General features: G+C 60.4%; 23 protein-coding genes. 20 read left to right on the forward strand and 3 right to left on the reverse strand.

Annotation, left to right across the window (positions count from 1 at the left end; all coding sequences use genetic code 11):
* Positions 1 to 82 precede the first annotated feature (82 nt).
* The 18 genes from traL (at position 83) to LH19_RS27130 (ending at position 18,537) form a co-directional block, all read left to right on the forward strand.
* Positions 83 to 367 carry a type IV conjugative transfer system protein TraL gene (gene traL / locus LH19_RS27040; protein ID WP_054136666.1) on the forward strand — a complete coding sequence of 95 codons (285 nt, stop codon included), beginning with the start codon at positions 83 to 85 and terminating at the stop codon, positions 365 to 367.
* 1 nt (position 368) lies between these two features.
* Positions 369 to 935: a type IV conjugative transfer system protein TraE gene (locus LH19_RS27045; RefSeq protein WP_054136667.1), complete on the forward strand. Its 567-nt coding sequence runs from the start codon at positions 369 to 371 to the stop codon at positions 933 to 935.
* On the forward strand, positions 932 to 1,732 hold the full coding sequence (locus tag LH19_RS27050) for a type-F conjugative transfer system secretin TraK (protein ID WP_054735510.1): 801 nt from the start codon (positions 932 to 934) through the stop codon (positions 1,730 to 1,732). Before LH19_RS27045 ends, LH19_RS27050 begins: the two co-directional genes overlap by 4 nt.
* Before the next feature lie 5 nt (positions 1,733 to 1,737).
* The gene (locus tag LH19_RS27055) at positions 1,738 to 3,027 is read left to right on the forward strand and encodes a TraB/VirB10 family protein (RefSeq protein WP_054735512.1); all 1,290 of its coding nucleotides are present in this window, start codon (positions 1,738 to 1,740) and stop codon (positions 3,025 to 3,027) included.
* 8 nt (positions 3,028 to 3,035) lie between these two features.
* On the forward strand, positions 3,036 to 3,881 hold the full coding sequence (locus LH19_RS27060; protein WP_145923699.1) for a DsbC family protein: 846 nt from the start codon (positions 3,036 to 3,038) through the stop codon (positions 3,879 to 3,881).
* Positions 3,878 to 4,588 (forward strand): hypothetical protein, encoded by a 711-nt coding sequence (locus tag LH19_RS27065; protein ID WP_054735515.1) that lies wholly within the window; start codon positions 3,878 to 3,880, stop codon positions 4,586 to 4,588. The genes LH19_RS27060 and LH19_RS27065 overlap by 4 nt, the downstream gene beginning before the upstream one ends.
* A gap of 6 nt (positions 4,589 to 4,594) precedes the next feature.
* Positions 4,595 to 7,168 (forward strand): type IV secretion system protein TraC, encoded by a 2,574-nt coding sequence (gene traC, locus LH19_RS27070; protein ID WP_054735517.1) that lies wholly within the window; start codon positions 4,595 to 4,597, stop codon positions 7,166 to 7,168.
* Entirely contained in the window at positions 7,165 to 7,542 is a 378-nt protein-coding gene (locus LH19_RS27075; protein WP_145923700.1) for a hypothetical protein, read from the forward strand. Before traC ends, LH19_RS27075 begins: the two co-directional genes overlap by 4 nt.
* Positions 7,539 to 8,090, forward strand: a complete 552-nt coding sequence (locus LH19_RS27080; protein WP_054735524.1) for a TrbI F-type domain-containing protein — start codon at positions 7,539 to 7,541, stop codon at positions 8,088 to 8,090. Before LH19_RS27075 ends, LH19_RS27080 begins: the two co-directional genes overlap by 4 nt.
* 109 nt (positions 8,091 to 8,199) lie before the next feature.
* Positions 8,200 to 8,676, forward strand: coding sequence for a S26 family signal peptidase (locus LH19_RS27085; RefSeq protein WP_082396448.1), 477 nt, complete (start codon positions 8,200 to 8,202; stop codon positions 8,674 to 8,676).
* A 38-nt stretch (positions 8,677 to 8,714) separates the two neighbouring features.
* A complete protein-coding gene (traW, locus tag LH19_RS27090; RefSeq protein WP_234716264.1) occupies positions 8,715 to 9,335 on the forward strand; it encodes a type-F conjugative transfer system protein TraW in 621 nt (206 codons plus the stop codon).
* Between the two features lie 258 nt (positions 9,336 to 9,593).
* Positions 9,594 to 10,634, forward strand: a complete 1,041-nt coding sequence (gene traU / locus LH19_RS27100; protein WP_054735530.1) for a conjugal transfer pilus assembly protein TraU — start codon at positions 9,594 to 9,596, stop codon at positions 10,632 to 10,634.
* 10 nt (positions 10,635 to 10,644) lie between these two features.
* Positions 10,645 to 11,382: a type-F conjugative transfer system pilin assembly protein TrbC gene (gene trbC / locus LH19_RS27105; RefSeq protein WP_054735533.1), complete on the forward strand. Its 738-nt coding sequence runs from the start codon at positions 10,645 to 10,647 to the stop codon at positions 11,380 to 11,382.
* Positions 11,379 to 13,115: a conjugal transfer protein TraN gene (locus tag LH19_RS28275; RefSeq protein ID WP_082396449.1), complete on the forward strand. Its 1,737-nt coding sequence runs from the start codon at positions 11,379 to 11,381 to the stop codon at positions 13,113 to 13,115. Before trbC ends, LH19_RS28275 begins: the two co-directional genes overlap by 4 nt.
* A gap of 3 nt (positions 13,116 to 13,118) precedes the next feature.
* Positions 13,119 to 13,496 carry a hypothetical protein gene (locus LH19_RS27115; protein WP_066110861.1) on the forward strand — a complete coding sequence of 126 codons (378 nt, stop codon included), beginning with the start codon at positions 13,119 to 13,121 and terminating at the stop codon, positions 13,494 to 13,496.
* Positions 13,493 to 14,296, forward strand: a complete 804-nt coding sequence (locus LH19_RS27120) for a conjugal transfer protein TraF (RefSeq protein ID WP_054735788.1) — start codon at positions 13,493 to 13,495, stop codon at positions 14,294 to 14,296. Before LH19_RS27115 ends, LH19_RS27120 begins: the two co-directional genes overlap by 4 nt.
* A complete protein-coding gene (locus LH19_RS27125; protein ID WP_054735543.1) occupies positions 14,296 to 15,738 on the forward strand; it encodes a conjugal transfer protein TraH in 1,443 nt (480 codons plus the stop codon). Before LH19_RS27120 ends, LH19_RS27125 begins: the two co-directional genes overlap by 1 nt.
* A gap of 12 nt (positions 15,739 to 15,750) precedes the next feature.
* The gene (locus LH19_RS27130; protein WP_054735546.1) at positions 15,751 to 18,537 is read left to right on the forward strand and encodes a conjugal transfer protein TraG N-terminal domain-containing protein; all 2,787 of its coding nucleotides are present in this window, start codon (positions 15,751 to 15,753) and stop codon (positions 18,535 to 18,537) included.
* A gap of 29 nt (positions 18,538 to 18,566) precedes the next feature.
* Here LH19_RS27130 and LH19_RS27135 read toward each other — a convergent pair whose 3' ends face one another.
* Positions 18,567 to 18,791: a hypothetical protein gene (locus LH19_RS27135; protein WP_145923701.1), complete on the reverse strand. Its 225-nt coding sequence runs from the start codon at positions 18,789 to 18,791 to the stop codon at positions 18,567 to 18,569.
* A gap of 176 nt (positions 18,792 to 18,967) precedes the next feature.
* Here LH19_RS27135 and LH19_RS27140 point away from each other — a divergent pair, with 176 nt between their 5' ends.
* Entirely contained in the window at positions 18,968 to 19,753 is a 786-nt protein-coding gene (locus tag LH19_RS27140) for a hypothetical protein (RefSeq protein ID WP_054735551.1), read from the forward strand.
* A 10-nt stretch (positions 19,754 to 19,763) separates the two neighbouring features.
* On the opposite strand, the gene LH19_RS27145 is transcribed toward LH19_RS27140, so the two are convergent.
* Both LH19_RS27145 and LH19_RS27155 read right to left on the reverse strand, forming a co-directional pair.
* Positions 19,764 to 20,423: a hypothetical protein gene (locus LH19_RS27145; RefSeq protein ID WP_054735554.1), complete on the reverse strand. Its 660-nt coding sequence runs from the start codon at positions 20,421 to 20,423 to the stop codon at positions 19,764 to 19,766.
* A gap of 286 nt (positions 20,424 to 20,709) precedes the next feature.
* Positions 20,710 to 21,924 (reverse strand): IS256-like element ISSpma2 family transposase, encoded by a 1,215-nt coding sequence (locus LH19_RS27155; protein WP_006954973.1) that lies wholly within the window; start codon positions 21,922 to 21,924, stop codon positions 20,710 to 20,712.
* A gap of 616 nt (positions 21,925 to 22,540) precedes the next feature.
* Between LH19_RS27155 and LH19_RS27160 the strand changes: the two genes are divergently transcribed.
* Entirely contained in the window at positions 22,541 to 24,376 is a 1,836-nt protein-coding gene (locus tag LH19_RS27160) for a hypothetical protein (protein ID WP_234716265.1), read from the forward strand.
* Position 24,377: the final 1 nt, after the last annotated feature.

Here is a 24,377-nt window from a genome sequence, read left to right on the forward strand (position 1 = left end):
GCCCTCGCTTCATGATGGCAAGGGTACCGCAGTTCACCTTTTGGGCTGCCGCTCCTTGTCCTCCCTCTGGCGGAGTTGATCCTTGGACCAGTATTCGATCCCAAAACATCTCGACGATCCAGAACTGATCGGGTTCTGGACCCTCGATGAATTCCTGGTGATGGTCATACCCTTCACCTGGGGCATCCTCGCTCAGCACGTTGTCATCGGGCTCCTTTTGGCCCTGGCTGCGTGGTTCGGCTATCGCAAAGTCAAAGCTGGGCGTTCGATGCATTGGGTCCTGCATTTTGCCTATTGGCATTTGCCGGGAGAATTCTTCGGTCTGAAGGTCGCTCCGCCATCTCATCTTCGTGTGATGGCGGGCTGATATGGAAATCTCTTTTGCTCATGAGGCGTCGCAGCGGACCCTCAAGCAGCGCAACCTGCTTGCGCTCATCTGTGTCGTGCTCGGCATTCTCGTGGTGGTTATGTTCACCGCGGCATCGACGCGGGACCGCGAGGTCGTGCTGCAGCCCATCCTGCCCAGCCAGATGACGCTGAGCTCTGCGGCGCTCACGCCCGAATATCTTGAGGCCGTGACGCGCGACACCGCGCAGCTCGCGCTCAACCGCTCGCCCGAAACACTCCAGTACTGGCTTGATGGCATCGTGGCCATTTCCGCGCCGGAGGCGCGCGGGGCTCTCAAGGCCAAGCTCCTGCGGATCGTGGCTGAGCAGGAGGGGTCGCAGGTGACCCAGTTTGTCACGATCAACTGGATCCGCACTGATCCGGAAAACCTCACCAGCCAGGTCGGCGGCGTCCTTCATACCATCGTCGGATCCAAGGACGTGCGCCGCGAGCACAAGATCTTCGAATTTCACTGGACCTACACCGGCGTGTCGCTGCGCCTGAAGGGGTTTGGTGTCGTCGTTAAGAAGGAAGGAGCCAACCAATGACCTTCTCTGTCTCGACGCTCTGCCTTGCCTCGGGCGCGCCGCTGCTTTTCCGCATCGACAGCCATCTTCTTCGCGGGCTTGGCGCTGCACTTTTCACTGTCGGATTCGTCATGGCGGCCACGCCAGCTTTTGCTGACGAAAACATCCTCGCCGTCGATAATGGAGAGGTTCGCTGCCGGGCATCCAAGGCCGACCTGACGCGTATTTCGCTGAAGGATGACCGGTTCGTGTCGGTATCCCGAGTGCAAACTGGCGTCGAGGGTCAAGACTTCTCGATCGTCCATGAACCCACCCGCGGCGATATCTACATCTCGGTCCCCGAAGCTTATTCGAAGCCGAACATCTCCTTTTTCGGGACGACGCAAAAGGGCCTTGTCTACAAGTTCGACTGCCAGATTGGCGGTGAAAGCGCCGTGCAGGTTTTCGTGGGCAACGCCGATATCGAAAATCCGTCCGCCAAACCTGAGGTCCTTACAGCATCGGGTTCGTTGCAGGATCGCGCTGTCGGGCTCGTCAGGGCCATGTTCGAACAGCGCCCGGTGACCGGCTTCGAGATCCGCGATGCGGCGCGTGCCCCGGTCAACGTCGGGGACATGAAAGTTCAGCTCCTCACCGAGTATCGCAGTCCGACGATGACCGGAAAGGTCCTGCGCATCGAGAATACCAGCGCCTCACCGGTCGCGCTTCGTGAAGAGCTCATCGCCGGTGACGGCGCAATCGCCGTCACAATTTCCAACCCCAACCTCGCAAGCGGGCAGGCGACTGCTGCTTACGTGGTCGTGCCTGCAGGAAGGTAAGCCTCATGGATTTTCTCAAGCGCAAGTCCAAGGATCTGGATGGCGCCGAGACCGATGGCCGCGATGCGGTCGATGAAACGGGTTCGATCATCGACAATGACAAGGCACAGAAGCGGCAGAGAATGCTGTTTTTCGGGCTCGGTGGTGTCGCGGTCGTGGCTTCGACCATGTATGTCTTGCGGACGGAAACCGTGGTCGAAGAGGCAACCAAGCCTGGGCACGAGACCGAGGTGTCAACCGATGCCCTGATGAACCGCCAGCGCGTCGATCAGGAATGGATGGCCATCTACGAAGGCCAGGTCAATTCTCAGGATCAGCGCCTCAAAGGCGTAGAGGCGCAGGCCGGTCAGGTTGCACAATTGCAGAGCGAGATTCAGGCGTTGCGGGGTGAAAATGCCGCGATGGCGCGCGACGGGCAGCAGGTGCTCGAGGCTTATGAGCGTGAGAACCAGCAACTGCGCCAGCAGGTTACCAGGGGCAACCCCCGCCCGACTGCCCCCGGGCCGGTCGCGGCTGCCCGTGAGATGGGCGTGCCTTCGCCGGCTGCGTCCGGCGCACCTTCCGCCGCATTGCCCCGCCGCGGCAACGATGTGCAGATGGTGTCTTTCGCGCAAGCGGGCGGGACGGGCTCGCGCATTGATCCGGCCAAGGCCCCTGCGGTTTACACCGACTCCCCGAACTACCTCCCACCCAACTCGATCGCGAATGCTACCGTGGTGGTCGGCGTTGATGCGACGACCAATACCCGCAGCCAGAGTGACCCTCTACCGGTTCTTCTGCGTATCACCGGGCCGGCGCGCTCGGTCTATGGTGACGGCAAGCTGCTCGCGACCCGCGTGCAGGGCTGCATGGTCAATGGTGCGGCTTACGGCGATCTCTCCAGCGAAAAGGTCTATGTGAAGCTGCAGCGCATGACCTGCGCGCAGCCCGGCGGGCGCTTTGCGGTGTCAGAGGTCAAGGGCTTCATTGCCTTTGGCGGCAAAGTCGGCGTTCGCGGACGCGTTGTCAGCCGTGAAGGCTCGCTGACCACGCAAGCGTTTCTCGCAGGGCTGGTGAGCGGGGTGGGCAACGCCTTCCAGGGCGCCAACCAGATCCCCCGGATTTCCCAAGATCCCGTGCTCCCGTCAGCTTCCGATGTCGGCATTCAGGCCATTGGCGGCGGCGCGGCGAACGCCGGGAACACTCTCTCCGATTATCTGATCGAACGGGCCGAGCAATATCAGCCGGTCGTCGAGATGCCCACCGGTGCTGCGGTCGAGGTCGTTTTCCTCGACGGCACCTTTATCAGGAATTGAGGCCCGTCATGGAATTCAAATGGACCACATGGAAGGTGGCAGGGGCCGCCCTCGCGCTCACTGGCTCCCTCGCTGCAATTGCAGCCGCCGCTCATGCCGCGGCGGCAGACGACGCTGCGACGATCAAGGCAGCGCTGGTCAAACGTCTCCCCAAGACCGAGATCACCACGATCGACTGCGACAAGATCGAGGGCGTTTGCGAAGTTCAGGCACGCCAGAACCTCTTCTACATCGACCGCTCGGCGCGCTATCTCATCATTGGCCGTGTCTACGACATGGAAACCAAGCAGGATCTCACAGCCGCTCGGTTGCTCGAAATGAACCCGGACATGCTGGTTGGCGCTGGGGGCGCTGGCGAGAGCCAAGAGGGCGCGGCCGAACCAACACAGGCACGTCAGGCAGGGGCGGGCGGCGCAGGGCCACTGCCACGTATCGATCTCGCAGCGCTGGCAGCTCTGCCCTCGAGCGGCAGCGTCGTGATGGGCAAGGGTGGCCGGACGCTCACCGTCTTCAGCGATTTCCGGTGCGGGTATTGCAAACGCCTCCACGAAACCCTCGCGACGCTCGACGTCAAGGTCGTTGAGCGACCGATTTCGGTTCTCGGCACCCGTCCAATCTCAGAGGCGGTCATCTGTGCGAGCGACAAGCGCCGCGCGGTGAACGAAGCCTATGACGGAGGCGCGATCACGAGCGGTCGGCGCTGCGATACCTCGGGCCTCGATGCCAATGAGGCCTTTGCGAGGAAGCATGGGTTCACCGGCACCCCGGTCATTGTGCGCGACGATGGCGCTGTCCTCCACGGCTTCCGCCCTCGCGAGTTCCTTGAAACCTGGCTGAAGGAGAAGGTGTCATGAACACCAAAGGCGCAATGGCAATCGCGGCTGTGACGTTCGGGCTGTCGGCCTGTACGACGCTCGGTACCAACGTAAGTGGCAAGTTTCGCTGCGAGGCTGCAGACGGTATCTGCGCGCCTTCGCTGGTGATCGATGACAGCGCAATTGCGCGGATCGAGGAAACGACCTCGGCTGATCTTCTGAACCCTGCAGGTCCATTCCGGATGGACGACGGGATCTCCGCGCCTGTGCGGGGCCAGTCGCTCGGTTCCGAAGCACTCGTTGCGCGTTCGTCGCCGAGTTACGAGCTGTCTGTCGTGTTTCCGGGCTACACGGATGCCGCAGGCACAGCCCATGCCCGCATCGCGGTGCCAGTTAAGGCGATGCTCCCGGGCCGGGGCGATGCTCTCGAGACAATTGCGCTACGAGGTGCAAAGCCTGCGCGTGCTCAGGGGTTGTTGGCGGCCGCCGAGAGCGCACCGCAATTCATGGCGATTGCCCCTGGCATCTTGGATGACGGTCAGCCGGGTTCCCTAAGCGCTGAGACTGCCATGGCGTCCAATCTTCCAAAGACCCCAGCGCCGATCCAGCAGGCCCCAGCCCAGCAAGCGGCTTCTCAGCCTGCCAACCCGATCGCTGAGATCGAGGCGAAGGTCTCCGAGCGCCTCGCATCACAGCAGCGATTGCCGAGGCGCGAGGCCACCTCATTCCCTGCAACGCCGGAGTAACGCGCCATGCTGCAGGCCTTCACCAATATCATCGATCTGGTAACCGGCGATGCTCGCAAGCCTGAGCAGAACGCCCGGCCTGCCAGCGTTCCAATGCTCTCACATTTCCTCGGATATCGCTCGTTCGATGAGGAGAAGCGTATCTTTCATCAGGTCCGCTCGAAGGGTTTCATCATCGAGCTCGCGCCGCTTGTCGGTGCAAACGACCGGGTCAATGATGTGATCGGGTCGCTGTTTTCCGACATTCTTCTTCCCGGCACCAAGTTCTCGGTAACGAACTATTCGAGCCCGCGCGTTGCCGAGAAACTGCAGACCTGGGCGTTGCCGCGTTACAAGGCTTCGGGGGTTTTCCAGACGCTCGCCCGCCATCGCGTCGACAAATTGCGCAATGGAGCATGGTCGACACTTGCCAGCGATGGCCCGTTCTTTGTGCGGAGCTTTCGCGTGTTGCTGGCAGTCGGGATAAGTGACGGTTCGGGCCTTTCGACCGATGACCTCCTGACCATGCGCGAGGGGATCATTTCTGCCCTCGATTCCATCGATGTCCCGGTCAAGGAATTCGCTCCGACCGACCTCATCCGCTTCTTCGATGAGGTCCTCGCCCCGTCCACTGGCGCTGGCGATGAAGTGCCGGGATACAACCGGTTCGATCCCATCAATGAGCAATGCATCAGGCGGGATCTCGTCACCCATGTCGGGCGAGACCGCCTCGTGCTTGAGGCACAGTCGTTGCGGCCCACCGGGTCATCAGTCGATGGCGTGCCCGAGTTGAAGGACTACGTGCCTGAGCGCTTCGATGTGCGCACCATGGCGGTGCGCAATTTTCCGGATCGCTGGGCACCCTGGGATAGCCAGAAGGTGATTGGGGACATCTTCAATCCCAAGCTCTCGCTGCCCTGTCCCGTCTTGCAGACGGCTTGTGGGGTGATCCCCAACCAGGAGTCTTCTGAAGCAAAGGCCGGCTACAAGTTCGTACGCACCAGCTCGCTTGCGGAAGGCAAGGGCGTGAAGCTTGTGCCCAAGCTGCGTACCGAAGCGGCTGAGTGGCAGTTCGTGGCCGACCGGGTCAAGCAGGGCGAGAAGCTCGTGTCCTGCTACTATGCTGTCACGATCATCGCCCCGAAGGGCCGGGGCGAGCCCTGCGAGCGGACCCTGAAGGCTCTCTACAAGGCGAGCGGGTGGGATCTGATTGACGAAACCCATATCCAGCTTCCCGCCTTCATGGCGCACTTTCCGCTGCTGCTGGCTGACGGGCTCGACAGCGACCTCAAGCGAATGAAGCGCATGCGCACCATGCGCTCGGCGAATCTTGCCGCGATTGCGCCGATCCAGGGCGAATACATCGGCGGCAACATCCCGCACCTGCTCTTCATCGGACGCCGAGGGCAGCCGCAATTCTGGTCACCCTTCCAGAACAGTGCCGGCAACCACAATGTCGCGATCTCGGGCAAGTCCGGTTCGGGCAAGTCAGTGCTGCTACAGGACCTCACGGCTAGTTTTGCAGGGGTAGGGGCCAAGACCATCGTGATCGATGACGGCCGCAGCTTCGAGCATATGGCCAAGGCGCTGGGCGGGACCTTCACCGAGTTCAAGCTGTCTTCGGGCATTTCGATCAACCCGTTTCGGATGATCGACGAGACCCTTGCCGAAGGGGACGACGATTATCTGGTGGACTGCCTTGCGATGCTCAAATCCATCGTTTCGCAGATGGCGCGCAACGAGACCCGGCTCAATGACACAGAACGCGGGCTGATCGACCAGGCGGTCAATCTTGTTTGGGACACCCATGGGCGGGACGGCACAATCGATCACGTGATGCAGGCCCTCAAGGGCCACGAGCATCCCTTCGCCTATGATCTGGCGACCTCGCTGCTGCCGTTCGCTGCAAAGGGAACCTATGGGAAGTTCTTCCTTGGCGATGCCAACCTTGATCTGTCGGCCGATCTTACCGTGTTTGAGCTCTCGGACCTTGCGACCCGGGTGGAGCTGCGCGGCGTCGTTCTGACCTCGATCATGTTCATTGCCTCGCAGGTTATGCGCCGGATGGACCGCGCGATCCCGAAACCGCTGATCATCGATGAGGCCTGGCAGATGCTGAAGGGTGGGGCGATGGCCGACTTCGTCGAGACCTATTCGCGCACCTGCCGCAAATATGGCGGCGCGCTGATCACCGCGACGCAGTCGATCCACGATTACTACAAATCCGAAGGCTCGCGGGCCGCCCTCGAAAACTCCGACTGGTTCCTCATCCTCCAGCAGAAGGGCGAGACCATCTCGGATTTTCGCAATTCGGATCGGTTCGAGATGGACAACATGACCGAGGCTTTGCTGCGGTCACTGAAGCGGAACGGCACCGACTATTCGGACATCTTCATCCGGGGTCCAGAGACCGAATGCGTCGCTCGGCTCGTCCTCGACCGGTTTTCGGGCACGCTCTATTCATCGAGCCCGCACGTTTTCGCTCAGATCGAGGACTATTTGCACCGTGGCTACCGGATGCCCGAAGCGATCGAGGCAGTCGCATTCCCTGAACAACATCAGGTGCCTGAAGATCTTCCGATGAGGGAGGCTGCGGAATGAGCACGCCTTCTCGTCCCTTGGCCTGTCCCCTTGGCCGTTCCCTGATGCGTCACTCGGCCACTGCGCGCCGCAAGAAGGCCGCTCAGGATCTTCTCGTTATCGCTCTTCGGCTCAGCGGTTGGTTTGCCACCAGCGCGCTTGCGACCCTCGGCATCGCCACCCTGTTCTTCCTTGTCCTTGGCGGCTTCACTCTCGATGGCCTGATGCTCCAGCTGGACAATCTCGCGTCGCGCTTCGTTGCAGCAGACGCTTCGAGACGCGGCCAGTTCGCGGCCATCAGCTTCGGCGTCATGCTCACAGGCTTTGTGCTGATCGCCTTCTTCCGCCGCGCGAGCCTGATTTCAGCCTTCCTTGTAGCCGGAGATGACCAATGACGGACCTTTTCGACCATATGGCTGCGCCTGCCACACCCGCGTCTGCAAAGGCCTCGCAGGTCAGACCTCGCAGTCGCTTTGCCGCGCTGTCGGCTCGCGAAATCCTCCTGTTCGCGGGCGCGGCGACGACCTTTGTCTGGGGGGCCTGGGTCACCAAGAGTGTTGCCGCACAGGGGTCAGGGCAGCAGGAATTCGTCCAGCTTCAGCTGCAGGGCATCATCGGGGAGTATCTCCAGGCACAGGCACGCTCGAACGCTGACGAGCAAACCGCCGCACGGCAAACCGCTGTCTTCATGGCAGCGCTGGATGAGACCGTCTCCGGCCTGTCGAGATCCGGGAAAGTCGTGCTCGTTCACGAGGCGATTGTGGGGGGCGAAGTTCCCGACGTTACGCAGAGCGTGAAGACTGCCGTTTACGCAAAGGTTCCGCGTCCCCAACCGGCGCAGGCGCTCGGCGCTGCTCCTCAGGGGCAGGCGGCCCGCGTTGAACAAGAGATGCAGGCCTTTATGGCTGCCAATCAGGGACGTCAGCGCGATGGCAAACCCTGATCCGCTCCTTCGTTCGGCTCAGCGCAAGGGGTTTGCTCCGCTTTTGTCGGACGACGAGCCTCCTGCGACGACAGGCAGGACCAGACGCCTTTCGACCGGCGGCAGGCTTATGGCGATCTCTGCTATCTGTCTCGTTGCAGGTGCCCTCAGCGCAGCTTCGAAGTGGAGCGAGAACCACGCGCTGATGATCAACGTGACGGACTCGCTCCCGAACTGGGCGTTCATGGTAGAGGCGAGGCGTTTTCCGGTGCGCGGGGACTATGTGGTTTTCCATCCCGGTCATGATCCCATTACGGTCAAGTATTTTGGGGCGAAGCCGGCGGCTTTCACCAAGATCGCTCTTGGTCTGCCAGGCGACACGGTGACGCGCATCGGCAATGATGTGCACGTCAACGGGAAGCGCGTGGCGACCATCAAACCTATGACGAAGCGAGCCGATCCTCTTGCCGCTGGCCCGCTTGGAGTTGTGCCGGAGGGCTGCATTTTTGCAGGCACTCCGCACAAGGACGGGTTCGACAGCCGCTATGCGCATATCGGTTTTGTGTGCCGCGACCGGCTTGTCGGCACCGGGCAGCCAATCCTGTGAGGGTCGCTTTCTCCTTCCTTGTTGCTGGCGGACTTGCGGTGTCAGCGACGGCTTCGAGCGGCGGGGCAGTGTCGGGGCAAAGCGTCGACCACGGGCAGATGGGCCAGACATGGTCCATTGCTGAGCCAGATCTCCTGAGCGTTATCAAGGCGCGGCTCGACCATGCGGCTGCGACCGGAAAACTCGATCAGATGAATCGCCAGTTCGCCGAGAAGGTGAAGGCGAGGGTGATGCGCCCGGTCCCGGTCTCCGGGATTTCGCCTGCAGAAGAGACCCGGAGTTGGGAGTTCGATCCGTCGATCCGGATCGACAAGGACATCCGTGATCACAAGGGGAACCTGATTGCTGTGGCGGGTCAGCGCGTCAATCCTCTTGCCGCCGCTGCGCTTAGCAAGAAGCTCCTCTTTGTTGATGGTGACGATCCGGCAGAAGTCGAATGGGCGATGAAGCACGGGGGCGATGCGCGCGCCAAGATCGTCTTCGTTGATGGCTCTCCCTTCGAGCTCATGAAGGCTCACCAGCGCCGGTTCTACTTTGATCAGGACGGCCGTCTTACCACCTATTTCGGGATACGCCGGACCCCGGCGCTGGTCGAGCAGCGCGGCGACGTCCTCATAGTCACTGAGCAAGCCATTGCGCGCAAGGGGAGGGGGGCATGAACTCCTGGCGCAATCTGGTTCCGGCTCCCCTTGCTGCCCCCGAAACGCGCGGGCTCAAGGCGGCACGTTTGCGCACGATGACAGGGCTCTTTCTGGTCGCTGCCCTCGTTGTCTCGTTCGGGGCACTTCGGGCGCTATCCGGCATCTTTGCTCTCGCACTGTTCGCAGGCGCTACGACCTTCGCTCTGGTTCAGGGGGTCCTTTGGGTCCGGGCCAAAAACGCGGCGGATGATGCCTGGTTGATGAGGGAGAGAGACGATGCGCTCTAGGCTCCTTGCGCTCCTCCTGGGCTTTGCGTCCCTGTTCATGGCGGCATCCGTGCTGGCTCCCCCGGTTCTGGCTCAGGGTCTTCCCAGCGGGCCTGGTCGGTGCTCAGGCAGTTTCGTCAATCCGGTGACCGATGTGTGCTGGGGCTGCATGTTCCCCTTGTCGCTGGGCTCGCTCAAGATCTGGCCATCATCGCGTGCCGACACCGACAATCCGGATCTTCCGATCTGCGCCTGCGGCACGCCGGTGCCGCGCATCGGCCTTGCGATCGGGTTCTGGGAGCCGGTCCGGCTGATTGATGTCTCGACCAAGCCGTGGTGCTTTCCGAACCTTGGCGGCATCAAGCTCGACCCCGGCTTTCCGATCGGTAACGGTTATGCCTCGGACGGCGCGCAGCTAGGGGGCCAGTCCCAGCGCACCGCCAAATACCACGTGCACTATTACATCTACCCGCTTCTGTACTGGCTCGAAGTGGTGACCGATTTCCTGTGTCTCGAGGCGAGCTCGTTCGACGTTGCCTATATGAGCGAGATCGATCCGCTTTGGCAGGACGACGAGCTGGCATCTCTCCTCAATCCCGAGGCCGCGCTTTTCACCTCAGTCATCGCGCAGGCCGCCTGCTCAGCCGATTGCATCTCGGCCAGCGCAAGATTGCCTATGGACGAGCTGTTCTGGTGCTCTGGTTGCCAGGGTTCGATGTATCCGATGAACGGCAATGTTGGTGCCAATATCGGCATCAAGCAGTCAGCGCGGCTCGCGGCCGAGCGCATGGTCTACAAGCTCCACCGTCAGGGTCTGGCCTGGGGCACCAGCGGATCGAAAGCGCTGTGTTCCAAGTACATCATGCCGATCCTCAAGAAGAGCCAGTACCGGATGCAGCAGGTAAATCCGACGCCCATGGTGAGTGGCCGCGAAGCCTGTTCTCCGATTGGAGCGACCACGATCTTGCCCAAATCTGGGCAGGTCTATCCCGTCAAAGGCGAGGATGTCGGCTTCCTCCTCTGGCGCAAACGCAATTGTTGCATGCTGTGAGGTCGCGCCAATGAATCGCAGAGGACTCTTCCCCGCTCTCGCCGCCAGCCTGCTGCTTGGTGTGACCGCCGTCGTTGCTCAGGATTTGACGGACTTTGATCCCAAAGCGATCGAGGCGCGGGCCGATACATTCAAGGCCGACGCCCAGGCGCTCTTCGACTATGCTACCGCCAACGCGCAAACCCAAGGCGAAGAGGCGCAGACGGTTGTCGCGCAAGGCTATGAGGCGGTTGAAGGCCTGGATGTCTCGCAGATCGCGGGGAAAGATGGCCCCGTCGACTTCGACGAAATGGTGGCTGGCGCCAGGGCCGGCATGGCCCGCCCCAAGGGTGCGCCGCTGTTTGTGGCCTTCGCGAGCCTGTCGATGCCCGAAGAGGCGCTCGCACAGATGATCGCTGACACGACCAAGGCAGGCGGCGTTGTCGTTTTCCGCGGCTTCTCCACCGGCAATCCGCAGACCTTCATCAGCGGTATCCGCAAGGTTGTCGACCAGTCTGGCGCAAGCAATGTGGCAATCGATCCCCGGCTGTTTCGATCCTTCGGTGTCGACCGGGTTCCCACCTATGTGGCTCTCGCGACCGATTTCGAGCCCTGCGATCAGCTCGATTGTGTGACCGCGCCGCCGCCGCATGATCGCATCTCAGGCAATACCAGTGTGGCTTATGTGCTCGAGACCTTCGCCGGGGCGGGCGGGCCGGGCGCGCCGGTTGCCCGTCTAGCTCTTGCCAATCTGAGGGGGAAAAGGTGAATGGCCTGCGCATCCTTGCGGTCTCCCTTGCGCTTGCGGCTTGCGGTCATCTTGCGCACGCTCAGATGGCGGCCAGTGATGCGAGGGTAGAAGGCGAAGCAATCGCAAAGGGTGTTCGTGACACCACGTCATCGGGCATTCTTGGCAATGGTTCGGCGGCAAACGTGCCGGGCTTTCAGGGCACGGATATTCCTTCGCGCGATTTTGTCGACGATCCTGTCGGGCTGACGGCGGCGGGAGAAGCGCAGCGGTATCGCGATGAGTACCGCGTGATCGTTGATCCCTACAGGACCCGGTTCGATTCCGACACTGTCGACCTGTCTGCCGGTCGCCTGATTGAAGCTGACCCCGACGCCTATCTAGGCGCTGGTGGTGGGCCCGGAGGAGCAGCAGGAGCCTGCAACCCCTTGCCTCCGGGAGGGACGGGCACCACGACTTATCTCGAAAGCTGCAATGCCGGCTCGCAGCCCTTTGCGGAGGCGCGCATCTGTAATGCGTCGTTGCAGATCCAGACCGAGGGACGACGCACCTGGGAGTATTCTTGCGAAACCGAAGAGTTTGCTGATCGCAATGAGATGTGTCCGATGCTTGCCCAAGCACCGGGCTCCAGCTCTTGCACTCTCGAGCGCACCGTTCGGGTAGGGCAAAGGTGCCTGCAGTGGGTGGAAGAGGAATTTGGTCGCAGGTGGTGTGCTGAGCCGGGTGAGCCCTTCTTCCGCCAGTTCTGGCAATGCCCCTTTCGGCTAAGCGGCGTACCGGGCGGGATTGAACGCAATACCTCGCGGATCGTCGGCGAGAGCGTTGACGAGGCCGCCTGTCAGAGCGCCACGAATGGTGCCACCTGCACGCTTGCAAGCGAGGTCTGCACGGCGCCTGGAGAGACGCGGGTCATCAATGGTCTTTCGGTGACGCGCAGCTGTTGGGAGTGGCAGCGTACCTATCAGTGTGAAGGGGTGGCTCCTGCCAATGACTGTGGTGCCCTTGAGGCGCGTGGCGATTGCAGGTTCAGCCATGACGAGTGCCTGAGCTTTGACGCAGATGGTGTGACCTGCAACGTCCATGATCGCTGGTATCAGTGCGCCATTCCCGGCGCGGGATCGCCGCCGCCGCCCGCCTATGTCTGTGCAGGGGATCTCTATTGCATCAATGGGGAATGCACTCAGGTCGAGCGCGAGGCATCGACCGAGTTCAAGGACGCGATGGTCGCCATGAACGTCATGGGCGAGCTGCGGGACGGGTTTGATCCCGACCGGCTGAAGATCTTCAGCGGCGAGCATTTGCGCTGCACCCGCAAGGTCTTTGGCCTTTCGAACTGCTGCAGCGGCAAGGGCGTGCCGCTTCTCACGCCGTTCCTGTGCGACCGCGAGGACCGTGAGGTCGACAAGCGGGATGATGCAGGTCTGTGCCGCTTTATCGGGACCTATTGCTCAGCCCGCGTGCTCGGCGTTTGCGTGACCCGCAAGCAGTCATACTGCTGCTACGGCAGTAAGCTCGTCCGGATTCTGAATGAGCAGGGCAAGGCGCAGCTTGGGATGCGGTGGGGGACGCCGCAGCGCCCTGACTGCGAAGGCTTTCTGATCGCCCAGTTCCAGCAGCTTGATTTGAGCCGCATGGATTTCCGGGAAGTTTATGCCGAGTTCGTTGATGCGGCAAAGCTGCCTGACGAGATCGATATGTCGATCCAGATCCAGCAGAAAATTCAGAACTACTACAACACCAACGGTGGGACCTGACCCATGAGCAGTGCTGATATTCTAGCCTTCCCGCATAGCGAGCCGTTTCCGCCCGCGCAGGTGCTCGATCTCGCGGTCAGCGTCGCCATCGGTCGTGATCTGGCGCGCAGCGAGACCGAGATGTTCGCACTCATCAAAGACTGGTTCTTGCGGCCTGCGACGGTCGGTGAGCTCGCAGCATCGATCAAGCGTCTTCTTGATCGCGGCACCATCACTCGGATGAGTGATGGTGATTTCGACTTTTGCCTCACGCCAGCAGGTGTGGAGGCGACCACCACCCTGTCGGGGGGAATGATCCGGATGATCGACCGGGGCCGCGGTCATTTCAAGACTGCTTTCCTCTTGCAGATGCTCGACCTTGAAAAAGGAAAATGCCCATGACGAGATTAGCGCTCCTGAGCCTTGCGGCAGCCCTCGGGGCGGCGGCTGTTCCCTTGCTCGCCCAGCCACCGGCAGATGCCAATCGCGATGCGTTCTACTGCGACGAGCGCAAGCTTGGGAGCTGGTTTTACTGCAACTCCGAGGAGGCAAAGCGCAAGGCACGCGAGCAGGCAAGGCCCGCATCGCCAGCCATTCCTGCGACCGAGCGCATGGCTCAGATTACGGCGAAGCTCGATGAGCTCAAAGCACGGGCCATTCTTGAGCCAACGTCAGAAAACATCGTCAGCTATATCCGGTTCCAGCGCGAGCAGCTCGACCGCGCTTCGACATTCGCGGATGTGTGGGGTCGCTCGATCTGGCAGAACCCCGATCTCGACTATACGCTCGAACGGCCTGTTTCGACTCTCGCAAAGCAGACTTGGGCAGAAGATCGCAAAGCCCAGCGTGAAGGCTCGATGGCGGCGCTCACCGAGCGCTACGGGGTCTTCTATTTCTACTCCTCGTCCTGCTCGGCTTGCCGAACCTTTTCGCCGGTAATGCGGGCACTGTCCGACACATACGGGCTAGAGGTGCTCGCGGTCTCGATGGATGGCGGGCCCAACGAAGCGTTCCCCAATTATGTCGTCGATAGCGGCCAATACCAGCGCATGGGCCTTCAGGGCGGCGCTGTTCCAGCCCTGGTCCTTTTCGACACCCAGACACGCAAGCCGATTCCCATCGGTTACGGCGTGATGGCGGCCGACGATGTGATGCAGCGCATTTTCTACCTCACCCAGATTGAGCCCGGGAGTGACTACTGATGGCACGCCAGACCAAGCGCGGCTTTGCCGCCCGCCTCTTCCGCTCGTCGGGGACGGCCCTTGCCGTGCTTGCTGCAGCGAGTTTCGCTGCAGCCCCGGTCAGTGCCAATGTCGGCTCGGAGCTCAATAGCTTCTTCGACGACATGGGTGCCGCTGCCAATGCCACCGGCCCTGTCGCCTATCAGGGCCAGTCGGCAGGCTATTACTCGGGCGGCAACATCTGGACCCGCTTTCCGCAAAAGAACGTGAACCCGGTCAATCTCCAGCTGCCCGGGGTCAAGGCCGGATGCGGTGGTATCGACGTCTTTTCTGGCAGCTTCTCCTTCATCAACACCGATGAGATCGTGGCGATGCTCAAGGCGACTGCCAACAACGCGCTCGGCTTTGCCTTCCAGCTCGCAATCAAGTCGATCAGCCCGCAGATCGCCTCGACCATCGAGGAGATGGCACAGAAGGTTCAGCAGATGAACCAGTTCAACATGAACAGCTGCGAAGTGGCGCAGAACCTCGTCGGCGGCCTTTGGGGCAAGTCCGATCGGATGTCCTCGGAGATTTGCAAGTCGGTCGGCAACAGCCAGGGGCTGTTCTCCGATTGGGCCAAGAGCCGCCATGAATGCGGGACAGGTGGGCAGCGTGCCTCGACGATCGCGGCCAACAGCGATCCCGACATTCCCGCACAGAGTTACAACTTCACCTGGGAGATGCTCAAGCAAAGCTACCCCAGTTTCTCGACCGAGTTTCGTGAGTACCTCATGACCTTCGTCGGAACGGTGATCTTCTACCAGGATGGCGATGCCAGTGGCAAACGTGGGTTCCAGTTCGTGGGGCAGGGCGACCGCGCCCTTTTGACCGCGCTTCTGGACGGCACCAGCTCGGTCACGATGCTGAATTGCGACACCAACGACAAGTGCCTCAACCCGACCACTCAGGCCATGTCGATTTCGGCATCGCAGGCGTTGAAACCCAGGGTCCGGGCGATGATCGAGAGCATGAACGCGAAGGTTCGCAGCAATGCCGCGCTCACCAGTGACGAGATTGGCTTGCTCGGGGCGACCACGATACCGCTCTACAAGATCATGACGGTCAACGCTGCCGCAACCCTCGGCGGCATGACCAGCAACGACATGAATGACCTCGCCGAAATCGTGGCTATGGATCTCCTCGATGCGCTTGCGCAGCAGTATTATGGCTATGCCTCGCGCGGGGTTGGGACCTTCCAGAACGCCAATGAGGAAGCTCTTTCGCAGTGGCGCGATCAGATCAATTCGGTCCGACAGGTCCTCGACACATACTCGCAAGGCATGAAGCTGCGCCTCGACCGGACCCAGCATGTGGTTCAGCGCGCGGTGTTTCTTGAGGGCACGCTCAGGAACAATCTGTCGCCGCAGATGTCGGCCGCGCTGTCATTCAGCACGTCGCTTTCGCGCCAGGGCATCCAGTAGGGACCGCGTGCCATGATGGAGATCTTCACGATCGGCGGGGGCGAATACATCGTCAATGTCTTCAATGCGGTATCCGCTTGGACAGGGGGTGGGGGCTTTCGTTCGCTGCTGCGCGTCGTGATGGTCATGGGCTTGATCTACACGCTGCTAGTGGTGGCGTTCAGCCTCAACTGGCGTGCCTGGTTCAACTGGTTTCTGGGGGCGACGCTGATGTATGGCGCCCTCATCGTACCCACGATGACGGTGAGGGTTACCGACCGCCTCAATCCATCCCTGGCACCCGCTACGGTCGCAAACGTCCCTCTGGGGCTGGCAATGATAGCCTCGGTCAGTTCGACTGCTGGTGATTGGCTCACGCGCACGGCTGAGACGGTTTTCGTGATGCCGGGCTCGCTGCAAATGTCGAGCAATGGCATGATCTACGGCGCGCGTCTTTGGGACCGCACCCAGGACTTCCGTATCCGCGATCCCCGCATCAGCGCCAATCTTGAAGAGTACATGAAGCAGTGCCTCTTCTACGATATCCTGCTCGGCTTCAAATCCTTCGACACAATCGCGAACTCAAACGACATTCTGACGGAGATGGGACCGGGCTCGCCCGCGCGAGGGATGAAGTTCATCCCTGAAAGCGGCCCTCCTACCATCGTCACTTGTCAGGCCGGTTATACGGCGATCGCCACCGGCGTTACGACCTATTCCGACACGGCACTTGAGGAAGAAGGTCGCAAGATTTTCCCTGGGTTAACCCCTGCGCTCGCGCGCTCGAAGCTGATTGCGGACCTTCCGATTGTCGCCAACCATTTCCATGGCAGTTCGCAGTCCGCGCAGCAGATTTTTCAACAGCGTTCGCTCGTCAACGCCTTCCTTCAGGCACGCGCCAACCTCGGCGCGGCCGATGGTGACACCTTCGCGGTCCTGCGTGCCGAGGAGCAGGCGCGCAACACCTATACGTCGATAGCGGAGCAGGCGATGACCTGGGTCCCGCTCCTCAACATCGTCCTGACGGTCGTCTTTTATGCGATGTTCCCGGTGATCTTCCCGCTCTTCCTCATCCCGCGCAGCGGCACGCCTGCGTTGAAGGGGTACTTTACCGGCTTCTTCTACCTGGCCGCCTGGGGACCGCTCTACGTGGTCCTGCACATGTTCATCATGGACCGGACGGCTGATGCGATGAACGCGACCTCGCCTGGCGGGGTGACGATGGCCGGGATGGCAGGCATCGATGCCGTCAACACGGATACGGCAACGATTGCTGGCTTCCTGATGATGTCGATCCCGTTCCTGGCTGCGGGCATGGCCAAAGGCGCGATGGCGGTCTCGTCACAGGCAACCTCGATGCTGGCGCCTGCCCAGTCAGCTGCCGAGGCCGCAGCAGTGGAACGCACGACCGGGAATTATGCCTACGGCAACGAGAGCTATATGAACCTCTCGAGCTCCAACCGGCAGTCTGATCAGTGGAACACGGCACCGTCTTTCTCCGGGGGCGCGCCGATCATTTCGAGCGTAGGTGCGAATGCCGCGATAACCCGAACAACATCAGATGGTGCGACGATTTACGATACCTCACCTGCGATGAGCCGCCTCGCGTTTGCATCCTCTGTCAGCCAATTCGCGAATGCTGAGCGCCAGCAGACGCTGTCCGAACTGGAAACCGCACGCAATACGCTGAGCGAAGAGCGTTCCCGCGCGCTATCGTTGGCTGATCGAACTTCGAGCCGGCAAACGACCGGCACCCGCAATTCCAGCGGTTCCGAGAGTTCTGCAGGGTTCCGGTCGGGCGAGAACCTGCAGCGGTTTGACAACCAGTCGCTTGATGCACGCGACACCGTCTCGGAGAGCGATCGTGTGAGTTCCTCGCAGGGTGCCCAGCAAAGCAATACGGATCGGCTCGAAACAACCAAGGGTGGCTCGCTGAGCGTTGGTGGTTCAGCGGGGCGCGGCGGGAAGCGCGCTGCGAATGGTGAAGGCGGCAGTGGGGCCAATGGTGCGCTTGGTGGTAGTGTTCAAGCTGGCATTACTGGCGCTCGTGCGCGGCTAGATACGGTCACCCGAGGAACTGAAGCCAATCAGAGCCAGGGCTTCGACTCATCGACATCTGACAATCGTTCGAATGGATCCAACGCAACGCAGGACAGCGGCAGCTATTCGCAGAGCGGCAGCTTCAGCCGGAGCGAGGGGTACTCTGAGGCGGCCTTTTCCCGGGAACAGGCTCTTGAGGACGTTCGGCGGATTGATAAGCGCATTGCGGCGATCGACGAGGTCTCGAAATCCCTCAGCAGCAATACCTCGAGCAGGGATGGGTATGGGTCCAATCTCTCCTTTGACCTCAGCCAGATTATCGCAAGCCGGTATCAGGAAAAGGCCGCTGAACTGGGGCTGACGGCACCGAGTCTGGCACGCACAGATCTTAGCCCCCAAGAGCAGGCGACTGCTGAAGTGGTCGCGCGGGCTATCATCGCCGACTATTATGATCAGCGCGTGGCGCCATTCAATGATCTGATCCCGCAGCCCGGTTCGCTTGTTGGCAATGTCTCGGGCCCGGGCGCATTTACGGAGACAGACTTACGCGGACAGGGTCCCCGTCGTTCAGCCGTATCGCCGCGCAATCTTGTCGAGGGGTCGTCAGACAGCGCGATCGGCAATCGAATTGAGGAAGGCGGTCAGTCTCTCGGACAGCGTTATGAGACCAATGTCACGCGATCCGGCCAGCGCCGTCAGGATTTTCAGCAGGATCGAAAAGGTGAGGGCGGTGCCGACGATCGCTTCAATCAACGCTTCTATGACAAAGATCAGCGTTGATTGTCTGAGCGCTCGATCATCCCAATCGGCTACCAGCTGAGAATAGCGACTACGAGGAAGGCAATCGACAGCACGAGGGCAAGGAGTGAGCCAGCACCTGTGTTGGTTCCGCCGTAGGTCAGATCCTTTGTGTCGTCCTCAAGACTGCCATAGGTTCGTCCAAGGTCACTCATCGATGCGCCTCGCGAGGTATCGCCGGTCATCACAGCATAGGTAATCGGATCCATGTTCGATCTGTTGTTGAAATCGTCCATCGGCGTTCTCCTAGCCTTTCCGTAGCGTTTTTACGCCAAAAAGACAATCATAGGTTCAACGCTGCGAGGGGTTAGGAGTCGATTGCCGATTCGATTTGTATCAGCGATTGCGTGGGGTGCCAGAATCATACCAGAAGGGGAGCGGTTACGCTGAATTCAAGCGAGCCGTTGAGAGCATGTTATCGAAGACTGACGCGACATATCTCGATCTTCGAGAGCGCATTCTATTTGGCGAGCTCAAGGCTGGAGCGCCGTACTCTGCCCAGGACATGGCTGCGTACTACGGGCTTCATATCAATATGGCGCGCAGGTTGCTGGTCGCCTTGAAGGTCGGCGGCTATCTTACCCGCTCGGGCACGTCCTATGTCATCTCAACATTCTCGCAGAGCCAAGTTGAGGAATGGCGCCTTTCGTTGGGCGCAATCGTCGAGATTGGGGCAGTCCGGTTGGCGCAGTCCGGGGGCGGAACTCTGGGCCCACTCGCGGCATTCATCGACGAACGCATTCGGAACGTCTCTGTGAAACACGAGGAATTTTTTCTCGGTGCAATGGGGCTCACGCATATCGTCCTAGGTGGCAAGGAAAGCACCCTTGCCAACCTTGTCTCGCAGTTCATCCCCCAGGCGTTTTTCCGCCTCCTTTGGATGGCAGACTCTTATTCTGTCCGCACAGGATTTCTGGTGGAGGCTAGCGACCGGTTTCTTGATGCAGCCAGGACAGGCGACCTTGCAGGCGTTCGCGCGGCTAGCCGGCTTTTCTTTGATGGCATCGCCCCTTCGCTCCAGATGCTGATCGAAAAGATGAGCGAGGGCATCTATCCGGTCAACGACCGCCAGGATGGATTCCAGACTATCGAGGACAACATCGCGGGCTATCCAACCTATGCAGGCAGTTCCCGCACATTCACGCCGATTATAGAGCCTCTGGAAGAGGTCGGTCAGGTAACGCTGCCCCTTTGCTGAGTGAGGCGTCCTACGCGTTCACGGGCTCTCTGGGGTGGAGCCGCATGGCGACCGCTTCGGCTGCGCAGTCCCGCGGTTCGGTCGTCCCGATGAGGTCCACAATGACATTAGCTGAACGTTTCATGCCCTCGAGGTCGGCAGCCTCAAGTCGAGCCGCAACTGCATAGGCGACCGCCACACTGGCATGTTTGACATAATCTTCCATGAGACGAAGCTCGCCGGTGGCGCTGACAACCGCCAGCATCATCCTGTTATGAGCAAGGCTCGTCGCAATCTTGTCCCCGCCATCCGCTTCTTCGAGGAAGTTCTCAACCAAGGCGCGGATAGCAGGTAGTGCCGACGCGCAGTCCATGGACGACAGTCTGATGATTGCCGCGGCTTCGATTGCCGCTAGCTCGGCTATCTTATCATCGAGTTCCTTGCCGCTGGGCTGGTACCATTTGAAACGGGCCCAGTCCGTTATGATGAAACCGGTGCTCCGCAGTTCCGCAAATGCGGCGGCACCCCAGTCTGCGTCCATTCCCACGATCGCGGCAAGCGAGGCTGGGTCAGTGCCCTCATATCCGAACTTGGAACTGATGCTGCAGCGCCGAATTTGCTCCATGCACGCGTCAGGGCTGATCGCCATGCGCTTGGCAGCTTCCTGGTAGAGCTCAATCCGTTTCGCCATGCGGTAATAGTAGCATGACAGCAATTCTCATCAATCGGCCTTTGGCCAATCACCTCCGTGTACCTCACGCTCGTATTTCGAAATACGTTTCCATGCGATGGCGACTTCGTCAAACCCATCGTCCGAGAACAACCGCTCGCAGAGGCGGTCGATTTCGTGCGGGTCGTCGGGCAAACTCTCGTCCTCACGGTACTTTGCGACCGCGTCCATTACTTTCAGGGCGTCGTCATAGTTTGGGTCGCGTCCGTCAAGGTGGTGTAATTTCGGCTGTGGCCGTGGGCCATCGTCAGGCGGCTTTGGCGGTGATGTGTAGGGGCTGATTTTCCTCCTCGATCATGGGTTGGTTGAGTTCGGCCATGCCTTCGATCTGCATGTATCGGTGCTGGAGCTGCCACTCGTCGTTCTGCTCCATCAGCACAGCCCCGACGAGGCGGATGATGCTGTCTTCGTTCGGGAAGATTCCGACGACGTCGGCGCGGCGCTTGACCTCCTTGTTGAGCCGCTCGAGCGGATTGGTTGAGTGTAACTTCGTGCGGTGCTGGGTGGGAAAGCCGGTGTAGGCGAGCACGTCGGTTTCGGCCTCGTCCATGCAGGCGCCGAGCTTGGGCCAACGGGTGCGCAACTGGTCGGCGACCTGTCGCCAGACCTGCGTTGCGCTTTTCTGATCGGGCTGCAGGAAGACCTGGCGGATCGCGGCGGCGACGACAGTGTTCTGGCCCTTGGGCACATAGGACAGGGCATTGCGCATGAAGTGCACCCGGCAGCGCTGCCAGGTGGCGCCCATGACGCGGGTGATCGCGCCCTTGAGGCCCTCGTGAGCATCGGAGATGACCAGCTTCACGCCGGTAAGACCGCGCCGAACAAGGTCCTTCAGGAAGTCGGACCAGAAGACCTCCGCTTCCGAGGGGCCGATATGCAGGCCGACGATCTCGCGCCGGCCCTCGGTGTTGACGGCCATGGCGATTATTGCGGCAACGCTGATGATCCGCCCGCCTTCGCGTACCTTGAGATAGGTGGCATCGAGCCAGAGATACGGCCATTCGCCGGTGAGCGGGCGTTTCAGAAAGGCATGGACGCGCTCGTCAATGTCCTTGCAAAGCTTGGAGACGGTGGACTTGGAGATGCCGGTCATGCCCATGGCCTGGACGAGTTCATCGACCCGCCGGGTGCTGACCCCGCCGATCCACGCTTCCTGGATCACCGCAACCAGCGCTTTCTCGACCATCTTGCGGGGCTCAAGGAAGCCCGGAAAGTAGGACCCAGCACGCAGCTTGGGGATTTTCAGGTTCAGCGTGCCTACCCGGGTATCCAGCGAACGGTCGCGATAGCCGTTGCGCCAGGTCGCGCGCTCGCTGCTGCGTTCGTGGCGACCCGCGCCGATCAGGCCATCAACGTCGGCCTCCATGATCAGCTGCAGCACGTTCTCGGCGATGGTGCGCAAAAAATCCGGTTGGCCGCCCTTCGCAGCAAGCTCTTCGATCAGTAATCTGTCCTCGGTCATCGGGAACTCCTCTTCGTCACGGTTGAAGTGTGCAAACTCCACCATAACGATGAACCCGGTGGCCACCAGCGACGCCGCATTCCGGGGTGGGGCATGCCCCACCCCGGAATACACCATCGCCTACACCGGAAATTACACCACGAGCGCGGACGCTAACATAGTTTGCCATTCAATGCTCGTTTCGACCCTGTTATCAGTCACCTTGCGGTTGGCCGTATGTCAAGACTGTATCACTAGCTACCAAGGATGCGTGGGCCTTCGAGATAATGCATTTTTTGCACGGCAACCGGTCGCTTGCCACCTTGTCCAAGGGCAGTAACAAACCCCTGTCGGCTGACTATTTCTGGCAGAGGGAGCGGCTTTGGCTTTTCTGTCGAGTTCTTTTGTGATCGCGCTGCTGCTGCCATTGCGATAGGCTGGCGCAACCCACTACACCCAAAGGAGGGAAGCTCATTGGTACCCAAGATTGGTGAGCAGGGCAGCCAAATTTTGCTTTATCAATCATTTCCGCAAGATTTTGCAGTCTATTGATGGCTATATGGCGTTATGGTCTGCGTGTGGGAGCGACTGGCGATGCATAACATGCGGGTCATTTCGAAAACTTTGGGGACATAGCTTGTCGGCGAATCCAAAAACTGCGGCATGGGTACGTTTCCTTCGGAACTACGGACCGATACCGACCAACGACAATATGTACGACGAGTCGATCCAGCGGGCTTTGCGACGCCACAAGATCCGTCCGATTACGTTGCCGGCGCCCCTCCGTGAAGAACTCGTTGAGATGTTCAAGGGCGATACGCCCGTATCCCACATTATCACAGGCACCGCCGGCGATGGGAAAACATATCATTGCCGGGAGGTGTGGACCGAACTCGGCGGAGATATTACTTCCTGGAACCAAGGCGACAAGATTCAACGTCTGGCAATAGGGGAACGAACGCTCGTAATCGTCAAGGATTTGAGCGAGCTTCGCGACGATGAAAGCGATGAACTGATCGTCGAGTTTGCACGCGACGTCGCGAATCCGGCGTCTCAGACTTTCTACCTGTTCGCAGCCAACCACGGGCAGTTGCTCGAGAAACTCAAATCCGCACCATCCACACCCGAGGTGACGCGGGTCGGCAAGGTGGTCGAAGACCTGCTAGTGACCAACGTCAGCGCCGATGAGGGCATAGCACTCGATCTGACCGATCTCAGCAGATCGCCGGCCGCCGATATGGCAATGGCAATTATCAATGAGGTAACCGGGCATGAGGATTGGGTAGGTTGCGATAGCTGCAACGCCAACGGCGACGGGTCATGCCCGATCTTCGAAAACCGCCGTCGGCTGATCGGTGACGATCAGGACGATCCATTCAAGCGTAGACTGACGGAATTGATCGAACTGAGCGAGCGCAATGGTAGCCATTTCCCCGTGCGGCAATTGCTTGCGCTGGTCGCCAATGCGATCCTCGGACATCCCGACGCACGCGATGGCTTGATGAGCTGCAACGATGTTACGACGATACAGGCGTCCGGTAAGTCCGATCTTGCTAGCATTTACCGCAATGTCTTTGGTGAGAACTTGAAACCCAGCAAGGCTGAGAAGACTGAGCTGTTCCGCAAGCTTAACGCCTTTGGCATCGGTGCCGAGACGAGCAACCGTGTCGACAATCTCCTTGTCTATGGGGCCGATGACCCTGCCTACGCTGCCGACTACGCCGCGCTGGTGCTCAACGATCCGGTCTACGGCGCTACGCCTGCTTATGCGACAGCACAGCGCAGCTACCTCGAAGGTGCCGATGATGGCGACAGGTCGGGCTTTCTAGGGGTGCTTCGAGCGCAGCGACAGCGTTTATTCTTCACTTTGCCAGATGCCAAAGCGGCCGACTATGATCTCTGGGACCTAACCGTCTTCCGCTACGCCGGCCTCTATCTTGCGGTCGCCGAGAACATTGCGGCGCGGCAGGCGGTGCCACGGGAAGCGCTCAATATGGTAGTGCGCGGTCTCAATCGCATTTTTACCGGTATGCTCGTGCAAAACCAAGACGAGCTCGTGCTGGCGACTTCGGGCAGCTACTCGCAGTCGAAGCGCAGCCCGCTTCTTGACGAACTTATTTCGGTCCCGCGCTCGGGCGGAGAAGAAGTCAGCATTGTGGCCGATCAAGCCGATGGCTTCGGCGTTTTGGTTAAACTCGTAAGAGGCAGCGAGATCGCCCCAGTGTTTCTGCCCTTGTCTCCGACACGCTTCGAATTTTTAGGTCGTGTTGCCGAAGGCGCACTTCCGAGCAGTTTCTCGCTCGAATGCCATGAGGATTTGCTGGCTTTCAAGGCGCGCCTTCTGCGTGAGACCGAAAACCGCCGCAAGCTCGACGGCGATGAGGAATCGCCTGACGGCGAGCTGGTCCTGCGCTTTATTGAACTCAATTCCAATGGACGCGCCCAGCCGCGCCGGGTGATCGTACGGGTATGAC

It is taken from the genome of Sphingopyxis macrogoltabida (assembly GCF_001314325.1).
Classification (GTDB): domain Bacteria; phylum Pseudomonadota; class Alphaproteobacteria; order Sphingomonadales; family Sphingomonadaceae; genus Sphingopyxis; species Sphingopyxis macrogoltabida.

What these genes read in the sequence shown, in the direction of transcription:
- LH19_RS27045 (WP_054136667.1), top strand. Translation starts at nt 369, where the DNA reads ATGGAAATCTCTTTTGCTCATGAGGCGTCGCAGCGGACCCTCAAGCAG.
- LH19_RS27050 (WP_054735510.1), top strand. Translation starts at nt 932, where the DNA reads ATGACCTTCTCTGTCTCGACGCTCTGCCTTGCCTCGGGCGCGCCGCTG.
- LH19_RS27055 (WP_054735512.1), top strand. Translation starts at nt 1,738, where the DNA reads ATGGATTTTCTCAAGCGCAAGTCCAAGGATCTGGATGGCGCCGAGACC.
- LH19_RS27060 (WP_145923699.1), top strand. Translation starts at nt 3,036, where the DNA reads ATGGAATTCAAATGGACCACATGGAAGGTGGCAGGGGCCGCCCTCGCG.
- LH19_RS27065 (WP_054735515.1), top strand. Translation starts at nt 3,878, where the DNA reads ATGAACACCAAAGGCGCAATGGCAATCGCGGCTGTGACGTTCGGGCTG.
- traC (WP_054735517.1), top strand. Translation starts at nt 4,595, where the DNA reads ATGCTGCAGGCCTTCACCAATATCATCGATCTGGTAACCGGCGATGCT.
- LH19_RS27075 (WP_145923700.1), top strand. Translation starts at nt 7,165, where the DNA reads ATGAGCACGCCTTCTCGTCCCTTGGCCTGTCCCCTTGGCCGTTCCCTG.
- LH19_RS27080 (WP_054735524.1), top strand. Translation starts at nt 7,539, where the DNA reads ATGACGGACCTTTTCGACCATATGGCTGCGCCTGCCACACCCGCGTCT.
- LH19_RS27085 (WP_082396448.1), top strand. Translation starts at nt 8,200, where the DNA reads ATGGCGATCTCTGCTATCTGTCTCGTTGCAGGTGCCCTCAGCGCAGCT.
- traU (WP_054735530.1), top strand. Translation starts at nt 9,594, where the DNA reads ATGCGCTCTAGGCTCCTTGCGCTCCTCCTGGGCTTTGCGTCCCTGTTC.
- trbC (WP_054735533.1), top strand. Translation starts at nt 10,645, where the DNA reads ATGAATCGCAGAGGACTCTTCCCCGCTCTCGCCGCCAGCCTGCTGCTT.
- LH19_RS27115 (WP_066110861.1), top strand. Translation starts at nt 13,119, where the DNA reads ATGAGCAGTGCTGATATTCTAGCCTTCCCGCATAGCGAGCCGTTTCCG.
- LH19_RS27120 (WP_054735788.1), top strand. Translation starts at nt 13,493, where the DNA reads ATGACGAGATTAGCGCTCCTGAGCCTTGCGGCAGCCCTCGGGGCGGCG.
- LH19_RS27125 (WP_054735543.1), top strand. Translation starts at nt 14,296, where the DNA reads ATGGCACGCCAGACCAAGCGCGGCTTTGCCGCCCGCCTCTTCCGCTCG.
- LH19_RS27130 (WP_054735546.1), top strand. Translation starts at nt 15,751, where the DNA reads ATGATGGAGATCTTCACGATCGGCGGGGGCGAATACATCGTCAATGTC.
- LH19_RS27135 (WP_145923701.1), bottom strand. Translation starts at nt 18,791, where the DNA reads ATGGACGATTTCAACAACAGATCGAACATGGATCCGATTACCTATGCT.
- LH19_RS27140 (WP_054735551.1), top strand. Translation starts at nt 18,968, where the DNA reads ATGTTATCGAAGACTGACGCGACATATCTCGATCTTCGAGAGCGCATT.
- LH19_RS27145 (WP_054735554.1), bottom strand. Translation starts at nt 20,423, where the DNA reads ATGGCGAAACGGATTGAGCTCTACCAGGAAGCTGCCAAGCGCATGGCG.
- LH19_RS27155 (WP_006954973.1), bottom strand. Translation starts at nt 21,924, where the DNA reads ATGACCGAGGACAGATTACTGATCGAAGAGCTTGCTGCGAAGGGCGGC.